Here is a 13,685-nt window from a genome sequence, read left to right as displayed (position 1 = left end):
TTACCATGACCAGCACACCTCGTCCTCTTGCTACATTACTACGCCAGCTTATTTGTGTGATCTATTTTATTGGCGGTATCGTTGGGCTCTATGTATTACTACCCCGTCTAGGTTTATTTACTAGCTCTTTATTAGCCATTACCTTATTTGCCTTAATGGTTTTCCAGAATATTGTTGCCATCTATGGCTCTATTTTATTTTGGAAAAATCAAATCAAAGGTGGCCAATGGCTCTATTGGCTGTCCTGGACTAGCGTACCCGTCTTTACTTCCACTATGATTTCTTACCACAGTATTATTGGACTCGGTGTCGTGCCTTTAATGCGTCTCGAACCAGGCAACTATGGTATGGATATAGTATTTAGATTCGGGTACGCAGGTGCTCTTAAGTGGTTCCCTACCTTAGATATTTTTCAGTTGGGCATTAACCTCGTGCCGTTACTCTTTATTGCTATAATTAGTCAATTAATTAATATCAACGCTCACATTGATAACAATTAAATACTAAAAGAATGTAAAAGCACCTTGTGTTTCCTTTTTTAACGTTCCACAATAAATACACGTGAATACAAAAAAGGAAACACGATGAAACGCAAACTCGCTTATTTAACTGCTGTATTAGCCACTGCAGGACTGGCAGCTTGCTCTGCCCCGTCAACCAAAGTCATGACCGATACAGGAGAAGTCGTGACCCTGAGTCCAGAGCAAACACTTAAAGCCTATCACTGGAACTTAGTTAATACGATTAAAGCAGACGGGTCTGCGGAACCTGCATGGGTGTCCAGCACGACAAATCAGCCTTTAATGTTAACCTTTGCTGAAAATCGTGTTGCCATCCAAAATTTATGTAACACCATGAACGCTGGTTACGCCCTGACTGAGCGTGATATTGACTTTAGTCAAGTGGCCGGCACCATGAAAATGTGTAGCGACCCACAACTCATGCAATATGAGCAACAGGTAGCTAAGCAGTTACCCACAGCAACAGACTGGAATCTTGCCTCGGCCGACCAAACCCAAACCAATGCTCCGGCACCAATCTTAACCTTGCATTTTGAAAATGGGGATAAATGGCGCCTAGAGGGTAAGCCTACCGCAGAAACAAAATACGGATCCCAAGCAGAAACCGTATTTTTAGAGATCGCCCCACAGACTGAAGTCTGCCCCCAGAGCGGTAATAATTGCTTAAAAGTACGCAGCATTACCTACGATGGTAATGGCGTTCAAACCAGTGCCGGTGACTGGGTGCTATTCCAGCCAAATGCCATCAATGGCTACACTCACCAAAATGGCGTACATCAAATTATCCGCACTAAGCGCTATGAAATTAAAAATGCTCCCGCTGGCAGCGCTACCGAAGCCTATGAATTTGATATGGTTGTAGCCACCGGCAAAGCCTTGTAATACGCATCGGTCATAGTCCGCTTATAAAAATGCCCTTGGGTCAGTTCATCCAAGGGCATTTTTTATTGTTTATTTGTCCTCGCTAACAGGGGCAGCATCAGGCTGTAAATAATTACGCCACACCCATGGCAAAATCCCCCCATTTTTCCAATAATCCACATCTTCCACCGTATCTAAACGTGCTAGTAATGGCACATCCTGCGTGGAGCCATCCTGACGATGGATACGTAATGTCAAACGACTATGTACTCCTATCCGATCACTTAGCCCGAGCACATCAAAGGTTTCACTTCCGTCTAAGGCCAAATCATCCACCGTAGTCCCAGCGGTAAACTGTAGTGGTAACACCCCCATGCCCACCAAATTAGTACGATGGATCCGCTCAAAGCTTTCAGCCACCACCACTTTTACACCTAGCATCGCCACACCTTTTGCCGCAGAGTCTCGCGATGAACCGCACCCATAGTTTTTACCAGCAATAATAATTAAAGACTCTCCACGTTGCTGATACGTTTGTGCCGCTTCAAAAATACGCATGAGCTCCCCTTCGGGCATGACCTTGGTCACCCCTCCCTCAATGCCAGGCACCATTTTGTTCCGCAGACGAATATTCGCAAAGGTCGCTCGCATCACAATCTCATGATTAGCACGACGAGTGGTGTAATTATTAAAATCTTTTTGCTCCACACCGCGAGCCAGTAAATAATCGGCGGCAGGTGTCCCCAAGCTAATCGCTCCCGAAGGCGAAATATGGTCTGTAGTAATCGAGTCGCCTAAAATCACCAGCGGACGCAATTGATGAAAGGCTTTAACAGGCTCGGGCACTAACCCTAGCTCCTCAAAATAAGGCGGCTTTTTAATATAATGGCTATCAGGATCCCAGTTAAAAGTTGCCCCCGCCTCAGAGGCCAAAGCATCCCAAGGCTCCCCCCCTTCGTACAGCTCTGCATAGCGCTGAATGAATAACTGGCGATCATAAGCCAACCGCACGGTGGCTTCGATTTCCTCGGCCGTAGGCCAAATATCTTTTAGGTATACCGGGTTTCCTTTAGGGTCATGTCCTAAAATATCTTGGGTGACGTTCACATTCATGGAGCCCGCCAATGCATACACCACCACCAAAGCAGGGGAAGCTAAATAGTTTGCGCGCACGCTAGGATGTATACGACCATCAAAGTTTCTATTTCCCGATAAAACGGCAGTGGTCACTAAATCATGTTCAGCAATGACTTGTGCGATACCCGTAGGCAAAGGCCCCGAGCCACCATTACAGGTAGTACAACCGAATCCTGCGACTTGAAAACCCAACTGATCTAAAGCCGCTTGCAAATCCGCTTTTTGTAATACATCTGCAGTGACTTGGCTCCCCGGTACCAAAGAGGTTTTAACCCAAGGCTTAGTACGTAAGCCTTTAGCAACTGCTTTTTGGGCAACCAAGCCCGCTGCAATCATATTTGTTGGATTCGCCGTGTTCGTGCAGGAAGTGATGGCCGCAATCACCACATCGCCGTCTTTAAGCGTAAACGTTTCACCAGGAACAGGAATACTACGCTCCATATCAACAGGGCGACCAGCAATATGTTGGTGATGCTGCGCAAAAAGTGATGCCGCTTGCTTTAAATCGAACCGTTCTTCGGGATTGCTTGGTCCAGACAAACTCGGACGAATCGCGCTCAAATCGATAGTTAATACCGTTTCAAATCGAGGAGCGGGGGTGGTGGCATCGCGCCAGAGTTTTTGCTGCTTGCAATAAGCCTCTACTAACTGAATATGCGCCTCGTCACGCCCTGTCATGCGCATATAATCCAAGGCCTGCTGGTCGACGGGGAAAAACACCACCGTAGCACCGTATTCGGGTGCCATGTTAGCAATCATGCCCCGGTCTCCTAAGGACAATTGATCCAACCCCGCACCAAAAAACTCAACAAACTTACCTACTACACCTAATTGACGCAACTGCTCTGTAATCGTTAACACCAAATCAGTGGGTAACACGCCATTGGGTAGCTGCCCAGTGAGCTCAATGCCTACCACTTCGGGCAGCGGCATACTCACCGGCAGCCCCACCATGACCGCTTCGGCTTCAATGCCTCCCACCCCCCACGCTAAAATCCCTAACCCATTTACCATGGGCGTATGACTATCTGTACCCACACAGCTATCAGGGAAAAGCAGTGTAGCCCCCTTATCCTGAAGGGGAGTCGCTCCGACCACCTGCCCAATATGTTCAATATGCAGTTGATGCATGATGCCCTTGCCCGGGGGAATCACATTCACCCCCTCAAAGTTCGCCCCACACCAACGTAAAAAAGCAAAACGCTCGGCGTTACGCTCGTATTCTTTTTTTAAGTTAATTTCAGCGGCTAAAGGATTTGCCCAGCTATCCACCTGTAAAGAGTGATCGATCACCACATCTGTCGGCACAGTAGGACGCACCTGAGAGGCATCACCTCCGGCATGGTGAACAGCTTCGCGCATAGCCACCATGTCTAACAACATCACTAAACCTAAAATATCATGTCCAAAAACACGGGCGGGATAAAAGAGGATCCCTGCATCCACATCACGATTTAAAATCGCTTGAATTTCACGATGATTATCAATACCTTTGGTTGCGGTTTGGCGTAATACGTTTTCTAATACTATACGTAAAGAAAAGGGTAGTTGATCAATGCCAGGAATCGTATGAATCGGTACATAATTAAAGCTTCTGCCATGGATCTGTATTGGCTCTAGTTTAGGATGAAGATACATGCTCCTGCCCCTTTTTAAGAAAAGAATCAACTTATTTTGACTGCATTTTTACTGCTTACTCATAACAAACCGACAACACCGATACTTTAGCAAAGGAAAGTCCTATGTCCCAAATTTCTATCCCCGCTGTGTTCATGCGCGGAGGCACCAGCAAAGCGCTTATGCTACAACCTAAGGATCTTCCCGCCAATCAAAACGACTGGGCACCTTTATTTTGCGCTGCTATGGGTAGCCCAGACCCTTATGGACGACAACTGGATGGTATGGGTGGCGGGGTCTCCTCTTTATCAAAGGTTTGCATCGTTGGTCCTTCCTCACATCCTGAAGCTGATGTGGATTACACCTTTGCTCAAGTGGCGATCAAAGAGCAAAAAGTCAGCTACCAAGGCAACTGTGGCAATATGAGCGCAGCTGTCGGTCCCTTCGCCGTAGATCAAGGGCTGGTCATACCAAAGGATGAAACCACCACCGTGCGTATCTACAACACCAACACAAAAAAAATCATCCATAGCACCTTTGCCACACCCAATGGCCAAACTCAATATCAAGGGGACTTAGCTATTCCTGGAGTGGGGGGAACCGGCGCACCAATTAAACTGGAATTCATTGAGCCTGGCGGCGCCACTACGGGCCAGCTCTTACCCACAGGCCAGGTTACCGATACGCTGATGATTCCAGGTTTAGGTCCTTTAACGGTTTCTTTAGTGGATGCAGCCAATGCTGCCGTCTTTATTCGAGCACAAGACCTTGGGCTTACCGGCTTGGAGCTACCCGACGCGATTGAAAATCGCCCTGAGCTTCTTGCTACCCTTGAAAGCATCCGCTGCCACGCCTCTGTAGCGATGGGAATCGCGCCCGACCTTGAGAGTGCTAAGCAAATTACGATCGTGCCTTTTGTGGCCTTAGTGAGTCCTAGTCAAGATAACCCTACCCTTGCCGGTGAACGCATCCCCGCACAGGAAATGGACTTGGTCGCGCGCGTGATGTCTAACGGACAGCCACACCGTGCTTTGCCCCTTACTATCTCTCTTTGCACCGCTGTGGCCGCACGTATTCAAGGCACCGTGGTTGCCGATGTGCTAAGCCCTAAAGCCGGTGCGCAAGCCCTACGCTTGGGAATGCCCTCTGGCGTGCTCACCGTTGATGCAGAGGTGCATTATGAGTCGGGACAATGGCAAGCAAAATCAGGCGCTTTTTACCGTACAGCACGTCGTTTATTTGATGGGAGAGTTTGGGTTAACCAACCATAAGCCAGCACTATGCAGACTTCTTTTCATACCTTACAACAATTTGATCACGTTGCCGATGCCGTCAGCTACCTGAATCAACTTAAAAATACGCAAGCGGTAAAACTGGCCGCCCAACTCGACTCCGCAGCCCTGGTTGATTTACTAGAGAACCCAGACCTCCGGTGTGATTCCGATCTGGCAGCGTATTTGGCCGCAGCCGGCCGCGCTGAGGTCTTGGATCAGCTTGCCGAAGACCGCATGGCCGACTTGATGAGTGGCTTTGAGCCTCCCATCCGTCAACAGGCGCTAAACTTATTAAGCCCCACTACACGCGCCTCTGTACTACGCCTCATGAGCTACCCCCAAGGTACGGCGGGTAGCATTATGACCACTGAGTTTATTGAAGTACCTACTACCTGGACCGTAGCGCAAACCTTGCAACATATACGCGAGGTCGAAAGCACTCGCGAAACGGTATATGCGATTTATGTGGTAGACGATAGACAACGCCTTCGTTTTGTATTGCCTTTACGTCAACTGGTCTGTGCCGATCCCAGCTCGCCCCTCACCGATTTATGGACTGGCCAAACCCCTATTACTGTCGATGCCTTCATGGATCGCGAAGAGGTCGCCCACATAATCCGTCGTCACGATTTTTTAGCGTTACCAGTGGTCGACGACGAGCAACAAGTGATTGGCATTGTGACCGTGGATGATGTCATTGATGCGCTTATGGAAGAGGCCGCCGAAGACTTCGGTCGCTTTGGGGGTGGAGAGCATATTGATCAGCCCTATTTAGAGGTAGGCTTTGGCACCATGTTACGTAAACGCGGGGGGTGGCTCGCTATTTTATTTTTAGGGGAAATGCTCACCGCCAGTGCTATGCAATATTATGAGATGGAGCTAGAAAAAGCGGTGGTGCTTGCCATGTTTATCCCTCTCATCATGAGCTCTGGCGGTAACTCAGGCTCTCAGGCTACCTCTCTTCTGATTCGCGGCCTGGCCTTAAATGAAGTTCGCTTACGCGATTGGTGGCGAGTATTATTGCGTGAACTGCCTACAGGGCTCGTTTTAGGTGCAATGCTTGGCGCTATTGGCTTTAGTCGTATTTTTGTGTGGCAACATATTGGACTCTATGATTATGGCGAGCATTACTTACTGATTGGCTTCACCATTTGGATGTCCTTAATTGGCATTGTCTGCTTTGGATCGAGCATTGGCTCCATGCTGCCATTTCTTTTACAGCGCTTTGGATTTGATCCAGCGAGCGCCTCGGCGCCACTCGTGGCTACACTTGTCGATGTGCTGGGGCTAGTGATTTATTTTTCTGTCGCTGCCCTCATCCTGACCGGTACCTTACTGTAACGCTGTTAACACATAGGCTCCCATATTTACGGGAGCCTATTTTTATGTCTTAAACGCTCCATCCACGTAAAACCAACGCCCCTGCTCCCTCACAAAACGACTTATTTCATGCAAACGCGTTGCTCGGCCTTGGTATCGGCTGCGCGCAACAAACTCGACCTCTTGTTGCGTATCATCAATAATTGTATGTTGGCGAATTTGCAAACCCAGCCATTTCAAACCAATGGGATTCGGATCCAAATACTCAGGGCGCGTTTGTGGATGCCAAGTTTGTAACAGATATTCCAACTTATCCAAAACAAAAGCACTATAACGTGAGCGCATTAAGCTTTCTGCGTCGGGTGCTTGTAGATAATGTTCTCCCTCGTGCCAACGTTGGCAGCAATCGGCATAGGCTTTTGTACTTTGACAAGGACAAGGTTGCGTTTTCATTTTAAGCTTTCCCCTGCGCTAACGCGCCTTGGAAAAAAACTTTTTCCACCGTATCCACTACTTCGGCTTTAGTCATACGCCCTTGTTGTTCCGAAAAGATGAGCCCTGACATCAGCGCCCCCCATGTCTCTGTTAATGCACTCGCACTAATATCTATACGCAGCAACCCCTCTTGTTGTGCTTGTAAAAAAAAGGTGTCTAGCGTCTGATGCCAGCGCTGCTCAAGCTGGCTTAAGGCACTGATATTTAGATGACAACAAGCCACAAGCAATAAAATGCTTGCACCCTCGTCAAGGGAGCGCTGAGCCAAACGCACAAGCAATGGGCGGATATGGCGCGCATCAAAAACGAACTCATCCAGTATGGCGCTAAGCTTCGCTACGGCATAACTGACCGCTTTTTCGACTAGGCTTTCTCTTGCACCACCCAGACGATATAAGGTGGTTTTACCTATGCCCGCAGCTTCTGCTAATTCATTTAAACTCGCACTTGGATTAGTGGCTAAAGCGATAATTAAGTCGTCCATGCGTTGCCGTTTTTTTGCGTTCACCCTACCCTCCTTCACCGAATCAAAAACAAACCAAATGGAACGATTTTATTCCAATCAGTGATTCTAAAAGGATTCAAATAAAAGAGCAACGAACGAAAAACCCGCAGGGACAAAAAAACCACCCTAAAGGTGGTCTCTGTTCGTAATAGAAAATGGTGCCCCCCCGCGGAGTCGAACCGCGCACCAACGGATTATGAGTCCGCTGCTCTAACCAAGCATGAGCTAGAGGGGCCTGATTCATCTAAGGATGCATCAAAGATCATAATTATTACATAAACTAGGGCGGTTTGCCTAGTACTTAAACGCATAACAAGCCTATTAGGATTTTTTCTCTACTTCGACCCCTGTCACAATGAGTTATGCTTGATTACGCACTGCCATATAGGTTGTGCGTCATACTGGTATCTTTCATTCATCTTCATCAGGAGAACGATAATGCAAAAACGTATCTGGGGTATGGCTGCACTGGCTGCCATCACACTAAGCGCCACCGCGTGGGCCGATTCGCTCTTAATTCCTATGCATATAGTGGATGAAAAAGGGATACAAAAACAAATTGGTGAGGTCGCTGTCAACCCATCCGACTATGGCTTGGTCTTTACCCCAGCGCTACAAGGCTTAGAACCCGGCCTACACGGCTTTCATATTCACGAAGCCCCCAGTTGCGAGCCATCAGAGCAAGATGGAAAAATGGTACCAGCCGGCGCAGCCAAAGGGCACTGGGATCCTGAAAACACCGGTCAGCACGGCGAACCTTGGGGCAAAGGCCATCTTGGCGACCTTCCCCCTTTATATGTGGCTGAAAATGGTGAAGCCACGCAGCCGGTGCTCGCTCCACGCCTAAAAAACATCGATGATTTACGCGGGCATTCGCTCATGGTACACGAAGGTGGAGATAACCACTCCGATCACCCCAAACCCTTAGGAGGGGGAGGAGCCAGAGTGGCATGCGGTGTGATCCAATAATCGCATCACCAGACCGCCTATCTATGTAAATAGCCTCAAGGGGCTGGCTCGCCCCTACCCCTTGAGACCGTTTTGTGACTACATGTACATTAGTTTTGGCAAAAACAAAATAATCTCAGGGAAAAGAATAACCAAAAATACGCCAAGCACTAGCATAAGGAAAAACGGCAAAGCGGCTTTAGACAAATACACAATATCGTGCCCCGTCATCCCCTGCAAAACGAACAAGTTTAGCCCCACTGGTGGGGTAATTTGTGCCATTTCTACTACCAGCACCAAATATAAGCCAAACCAAATCGGGTCAATCCCTACGGCTTGCACGGCCGGCAGTAAAATCGCGGTAGTCAATACCACTATGGAAATCCCGTCTAAAAAGCTACCTAAAATGATGAAAAATAATGTCAGCACAATCAGCAGGGCATAGGGACTCATTCCCAGCTCTCCAATCCAGCGAGCTAAATTCATAGGGATATTCGAGTAACCCATCGCAATGGTGAGAAAAGCCGACCCCGCCAAAATAAAAGCAATCATCGACGAAGATAACATCGCGGCAATCAAGCTGTCTTTAAAGCTTTTCCAGCTCAAGTCACCAAAGGCCCAGCTCAATAGCAACGCAATTACCACCCCGACCGCCGCTGAGTCCGTCGGGCTTGCTAAGCCTAAATAAATAGAGCCCATAATCCCGATGATCAATAAGGTAACCGGCAATAGCGTACAGGTCGCCTTTAATTTCTGGACAAAAGATAACGGCGGGTCTTTAGCTGGTACTTTATCGGGGTTGCGCCATGACCAAATCGCCACATACGCCATAAATAGGCCAATCATCATCAGCCCCGGCAACACCCCAGCCACAAATAAACGCGCAATTGATAACTCTGCTGCTACCCCATAAACAATCAAAATAATCGAGGGTGGGATCAACAGACCTAACGTACCGGAACCAGCAATTGTGCCCACAACCAATTTTTCATCATAGCCCCGTGCTTTCAGTTCTGGCACCGTGACTTTGGCTACTGTTGCACAGGTGGCGGCGGATGAGCCGCTAACCGCAGCAAAAATCCCCGATGCCAAAATGCCTACATGTCCTAACCCCCCGGGCAGCGAGCGCATCCATGGTGCTAAACCACTAAATAAGTCTTTGGACATGCGTGAGCGGAACAGGATTTCCCCCATCCAGATAAACAAAGGCAAAGCCGCTAAAGACCATTCGGCCGAAGAGCTCCAAATATTTGTTGCCAATACATTAGTTAAGGGCGCGCTGGAAAATAAAAGTATCCCCACCACACCTGTCACAAACAAAGCAACGGATACCCATACCCCTAAAGCTAAGCTACCAATAAGCGTAATAATTAAAATCAAAGACAACCACACATCAGACATTACATGCCCTCCTCAGTAGGATCCGTGGCACGCAAAGCGGGTGATTGTTTATCACGCACCATTTCAATCAAAGTATCTACTGCAGCAATAGTAAAAATACCTGCTCCGATTGTTAGTACCAGCTGAGGTATCCATAAAGGTACGCGGACTAAACCGGATGCCGTATCGCCCCAATCCCAAGATTGGTATGTAAGCTCTGCCAAACTATATGTAAATAATGCCCCCATCAACACACCAATTAGGGCAACTAGAGTCAAGCTATAACGACGCCCCCTTAGGGAGAAGGTGTTTTCAACAAGAGTGACTCGAATATGAACGGCTCGACGCAAGCCTAAGCCTAAAGATAAAAAAGTAGCAAAACCTAGCGCATAACCAGAAAATAGCGCATAGGAAGGAATTAAAAACCCATAACTTTTGCCAAATAAAGAAAGTGCTACAAAATCGATCGTATTTAGCATGACCTGGCCAAACACCACAACCATGATCATTAGCAAAGATAATGCAGCGACGGCCCCACTACACTTATACAACCAGTCGAGACTTTTGCGCATTGTATTTCCTTAAAAAACGACGCAGCCTAAGCTGCGTCGATATCCCAAAATGACTGGAATTAATTGGAGTAAGCTTGAATAATATCTTCGCCCTGCTTACCGGCTTCTTTGCTCCACTCCGTCGCCATCTTAGCGCCGATTGCTTGAAGAGCCGCACGCAGCTCCTCTGTACCCTCGCTAACAGTGATGCCATGGTCGCGTAAGACCTGCCCCTGTTTAATACGATCCTCTTTGGACATTTCCCAACCACGCTGCTCCGCTTTTGCTGCAGCGTCTATTATGACTTTTTTCGTGGCCTCATCCAACGCCTCGAAGCTACGCTTATTTACTACAACCACGTTTTTAGGCAAAAAGGCGGCCACATCATAGTAATGCGTTAAAAAGTCCCAAGCACTGGAGTTCACCCCGGTTGATGCCGATGTAATCATGGCATTAACACGACCCGTGGTAAAAGCCTGGGCCAAATCGGTAGCCTCGATTTGGGTCGGCACAGCCCCTGCTAGCTGAGCAAAGCGCTCCGTTTGTGGGCTATAAGCGCGCATACGCAAGCCTTTCAGGTCCTCGATTTTTTCTATAGGACGCTCTGTGTAAAGCCCTTGAGGAGGCCAAGCCACTGAATACAACACCTTTAGGTTTTGTTTAGCAAATAGCTCATCCAGATACGGCTTAGAGACCTGATACATCTTAAATGACTCATCATAAGAGGTGGCCATAAAAGGAACAGAATCTAAAGCAAATACCGGATTTTCATTTGCCAAACCAGAAATGATAAATTCTCCCATTTCAATCTGCCGTGAACGCGTAGCATTTTTAATTTCGGCAGGTTTAATGAGTGACCCCCCTGGATGTACATTGATGGTGAGCTTGCCACCTGTGCCCTCTTCGATCTCTTTTACAAACTGGTTGATATTTTGTGTATGGAAGTTGGCTTCAGGATAAGCCGTTGCCATACGCCACGTTTGCGCTTGAGCTGCGGACAACGAAAAGGCCACCGCGGCACCTACAAAGACGAGTTGTTTTAGTTTCATATTTTCTCCTCGGGAGCCTAAAAAATAAGATAGGCTATTATTCTGAAATTCCAATGAAATAGAAATGGGGATCTCTACTAGGTCTGAAGCCGCTTTTACTCCTGCTTTTTCCCAAAACCTCCCCCCCCTGGGGTGTGAATCACAAATACATCACCTGCTTGCATCACCACCGAGGCCGTTGCACTCAAATCCTCTCTTGTGCCATCCGTGCGCTCCACATAGTTTACGCCTAGTGCTCCTGGCTGACCTCCCGCCGCACCAAATGGGGGCACCCGACGACGATTCGCAAGAATAGAGGCCGTCATTGGCTTAAGAAAACGTATACGCCGTGTGCCACCGTTCCCACCTGCAGCCTGCCCAGCGCCCCCACTCCCTGCTCGAATCGAGAACTCTTCTAATACAACGGGATAGCGCCATTCTAAAATTTCCGGGTCCGTAAGGCGTGAGTTCGTCATGTGGGTTTGCACCACGTCTGTTCCGGGAAAAACCTCGTGCGAGCCGTCAGTATTGAGAATTACCCCCGCGCCTGAACCACCAGCAATGGTTTCATAATATTGGTATTCGTCATCACCAAAGGTAAAGTTATTCATCGTGCCTTGGGATGCCGCCATTACACCTAAAGCCCCGTATAATGCATCCGTAATGCACTGAGAGGTTTCGACGTTGCCCGCCACAGTAGCTGCAGGGTAGGTAGGATTTAACATACTACCAGCGGGAATAATGACCTCGATCGGCTTTAGGCACCCTTGGTTCATCGGAATCTCATCATTGACTAAAGTCCGGAACACATACAACACTGCCGCCATACAAACTGCCTTAGGCGCATTAAAATTGCTGCTTAGCTGCTCTGATGTCCCGGTGAAATCAACCACAGCACTACGCTCGGCTTTATTCACCCGCACCGCTACTTGAATGTGCGCGCCATTATCCAGCTCGTAATAAAACTCACCATCTTGCAGCACATCAATGACGCGACGCACGGACTCTTCCGCATTATCTTGTACGTGCTGCATATAGGCTTGCACCACGTCCAAACCAAATGACTGCACCATGCGCTGCAACTCTTGCACCCCTTTTTCATTGGCTGCAATTTGTGCGCGTAAATCCGCCAAATTTTGCTCTATATTGCGAGCAGGATAGGGGCCACTGGATAACAGCTCTCGCAAAGCCTCCGCTCGCATTTCCCCTTTTTCTACCAATTTAAAATTATCAATCAGTACACCCTCTTCCATCACGGTACGACTGCCAGGAGGCATGGACCCCGGCGTAATCCCCCCTACATCCGCATGGTGCCCACGCGAAGCGACAAAAAACAGAATGTTCTCATCCGCCGCATCGAAAATTGGCGTCACAACCGTAATATCAGGTAAATGGGTACCGCCATTGTAGGGGTCATTTAACACATAGGTATCACCGGGTTGCATCTGTCCCGCATTTTTCTGAATCACCGCTTTAATGCTCTCTCCCATCGAACCCAAATGCACAGGCATATGAGGAGCATTCGCAATTAAATTGCCTTGAGCATCGAACAAAGCACAAGAAAAATCCAAGCGCTCTTTAATATTGACGGAAAAAGCGGTATTCGATAATGTGGCTCCCATTTGTTCAGCGATGGACATGAACAAATTATTAAAAATCTCCAGCATCACGGGATCCACATCCGTACCTATAGCCACTTTTTTGGCTTTGGCTTTAACACGGCTAAGCAACATCTCCCCAGCTGAAAGCAAATCGAGTTGCCATTCGGGCTCGACAATGGTGGTACCATTCTGATCAAAAACAATGGCGGGACCTAAAATGCGCACCCCTGTTTCTAGCTCATCACGGTTATATACAGGTGTGGAATGCGCCTGATCTTGCGAGAATACTCGCACATGCGCCAAAGCGGCCGGTGGCTCTAAAGGCTCTGTATTTGGGGCTGTAGGAACTAAATCCTCGCCGCTTTTACCAATCGCCTCTACTGACACGGCCTCTACAATCAGCGGCTTATCTCGCATTAAAAAGCTATAACGCTGCAAATACGCCTG

12 protein-coding genes and 1 tRNA gene are annotated in these 13,685 nt (G+C 48.1%); 5 read left to right on the top strand and 8 right to left on the bottom strand.

From position 1 onward, the window contains the following. Positions 1-5: 5 nt before the first annotated feature. Together Q1V74_RS02720 and Q1V74_RS02715 are read left to right on the top strand one after the other, a co-directional pair. Positions 6-500 (top strand): hypothetical protein, encoded by a 495-nt coding sequence (locus Q1V74_RS02720; RefSeq protein WP_260649520.1) that lies wholly within the window; start codon positions 6-8, stop codon positions 498-500. 84 nt (positions 501-584) lie between these two features. After that, entirely contained in the window at positions 585-1,403 is an 819-nt protein-coding gene (locus Q1V74_RS02715) for an META domain-containing protein (RefSeq protein ID WP_300646957.1), read from the top strand. 69 nt (positions 1,404-1,472) lie between these two features. Here Q1V74_RS02715 and acnA read toward each other — a convergent pair whose 3' ends face one another. Further along, positions 1,473-4,157 carry an aconitate hydratase AcnA gene (acnA, locus tag Q1V74_RS02710; protein ID WP_300646955.1) on the bottom strand — a complete coding sequence of 895 codons (2,685 nt, stop codon included), beginning with the start codon at positions 4,155-4,157 and terminating at the stop codon, positions 1,473-1,475. Positions 4,158-4,261: 104 nt separating this feature from the next. On the opposite strand from acnA, the gene Q1V74_RS02705 reads away from it, so the two are divergent. Both Q1V74_RS02705 and mgtE read left to right on the top strand, forming a co-directional pair. Then, complete coding sequence (locus Q1V74_RS02705) at positions 4,262-5,407, top strand: PrpF domain-containing protein (RefSeq protein ID WP_300646954.1); 1,146 nt, start codon at positions 4,262-4,264, stop codon at positions 5,405-5,407. A 9-nt stretch (positions 5,408-5,416) separates the two neighbouring features. Then, the gene (mgtE, locus tag Q1V74_RS02700; protein WP_300646953.1) at positions 5,417-6,751 is read left to right on the top strand and encodes a magnesium transporter; all 1,335 of its coding nucleotides are present in this window, start codon (positions 5,417-5,419) and stop codon (positions 6,749-6,751) included. A gap of 42 nt (positions 6,752-6,793) precedes the next feature. Here the strand turns inward: mgtE and Q1V74_RS02695 are convergent, their stop codons facing one another. The 3 genes from Q1V74_RS02695 to Q1V74_RS02685 all read right to left on the bottom strand — a co-directional run bounded on the left by Q1V74_RS02695 (position 6,794) and on the right by Q1V74_RS02685 (position 7,965). Further along, a complete protein-coding gene (locus tag Q1V74_RS02695) occupies positions 6,794-7,183 on the bottom strand; it encodes a YchJ family metal-binding protein (RefSeq protein ID WP_300646952.1) in 390 nt (129 codons plus the stop codon). 1 nt (position 7,184) lies between these two features. After that, positions 7,185-7,733 (bottom strand): TetR/AcrR family transcriptional regulator, encoded by a 549-nt coding sequence (locus tag Q1V74_RS02690; protein WP_300646951.1) that lies wholly within the window; start codon positions 7,731-7,733, stop codon positions 7,185-7,187. Between the two features lie 153 nt (positions 7,734-7,886). After that, positions 7,887-7,965: transfer RNA gene (locus Q1V74_RS02685), tRNA-Ile, on the bottom strand. 203 nt (positions 7,966-8,168) lie between these two features. Between Q1V74_RS02685 and sodC the strand changes: the two genes are divergently transcribed. Beyond that, the gene (sodC, locus tag Q1V74_RS02680; protein ID WP_300646950.1) at positions 8,169-8,699 is read left to right on the top strand and encodes a superoxide dismutase [Cu-Zn] SodC; all 531 of its coding nucleotides are present in this window, start codon (positions 8,169-8,171) and stop codon (positions 8,697-8,699) included. Positions 8,700-8,777: 78 nt separating this feature from the next. Here sodC and Q1V74_RS02675 read toward each other — a convergent pair whose 3' ends face one another. From Q1V74_RS02675 to Q1V74_RS02660, 4 genes are all read right to left on the bottom strand, one after another. Then, positions 8,778-10,079: a TRAP transporter large permease subunit gene (locus Q1V74_RS02675; protein WP_300646949.1), complete on the bottom strand. Its 1,302-nt coding sequence runs from the start codon at positions 10,077-10,079 to the stop codon at positions 8,778-8,780. Beyond that, positions 10,079-10,630, bottom strand: a complete 552-nt coding sequence (locus tag Q1V74_RS02670; RefSeq protein ID WP_300646948.1) for a TRAP transporter small permease — start codon at positions 10,628-10,630, stop codon at positions 10,079-10,081. The genes Q1V74_RS02675 and Q1V74_RS02670 overlap by 1 nt, the downstream gene beginning before the upstream one ends. 59 nt (positions 10,631-10,689) lie before the next feature. Further along, on the bottom strand, positions 10,690-11,658 hold the full coding sequence (locus Q1V74_RS02665; RefSeq protein ID WP_300646947.1) for a TRAP transporter substrate-binding protein: 969 nt from the start codon (positions 11,656-11,658) through the stop codon (positions 10,690-10,692). A gap of 95 nt (positions 11,659-11,753) precedes the next feature. Beyond that, the coding region (locus Q1V74_RS02660; RefSeq protein WP_300646946.1) for a hydantoinase B/oxoprolinase family protein at positions 11,754-13,685 on the bottom strand (1,932 nt) is incomplete at its 5' end.

Source organism: Paenalcaligenes sp., assembly GCF_030152715.1.
Lineage (GTDB): Bacteria > Pseudomonadota > Gammaproteobacteria > Burkholderiales > Burkholderiaceae_B > Paenalcaligenes > Paenalcaligenes hermetiae.
The sequence above is the reverse complement of the archived record's forward strand: the minus strand, read 5'-3'. Positions and strand labels throughout refer to the sequence as shown.

Bases quoted from the DNA above. Each gene is read 5' to 3' on its own strand.
- Q1V74_RS02720 (WP_260649520.1), top strand. From the start codon at position 6: ATGACCAGCACACCTCGTCCTCTTGCTACATTACTACGCCAGCTTATT.
- Q1V74_RS02715 (WP_300646957.1), top strand. From the start codon at position 585: ATGAAACGCAAACTCGCTTATTTAACTGCTGTATTAGCCACTGCAGGA.
- acnA (WP_300646955.1), bottom strand. From the start codon at position 4,157: ATGTATCTTCATCCTAAACTAGAGCCAATACAGATCCATGGCAGAAGC.
- Q1V74_RS02705 (WP_300646954.1), top strand. From the start codon at position 4,262: ATGTCCCAAATTTCTATCCCCGCTGTGTTCATGCGCGGAGGCACCAGC.
- mgtE (WP_300646953.1), top strand. From the start codon at position 5,417: ATGCAGACTTCTTTTCATACCTTACAACAATTTGATCACGTTGCCGAT.
- Q1V74_RS02695 (WP_300646952.1), bottom strand. From the start codon at position 7,183: ATGAAAACGCAACCTTGTCCTTGTCAAAGTACAAAAGCCTATGCCGAT.
- sodC (WP_300646950.1), top strand. From the start codon at position 8,169: ATGCAAAAACGTATCTGGGGTATGGCTGCACTGGCTGCCATCACACTA.
- Q1V74_RS02675 (WP_300646949.1), bottom strand. From the start codon at position 10,079: ATGTCTGATGTGTGGTTGTCTTTGATTTTAATTATTACGCTTATTGGT.
- Q1V74_RS02670 (WP_300646948.1), bottom strand. From the start codon at position 10,630: ATGCGCAAAAGTCTCGACTGGTTGTATAAGTGTAGTGGGGCCGTCGCT.
- Q1V74_RS02665 (WP_300646947.1), bottom strand. From the start codon at position 11,658: ATGAAACTAAAACAACTCGTCTTTGTAGGTGCCGCGGTGGCCTTTTCG.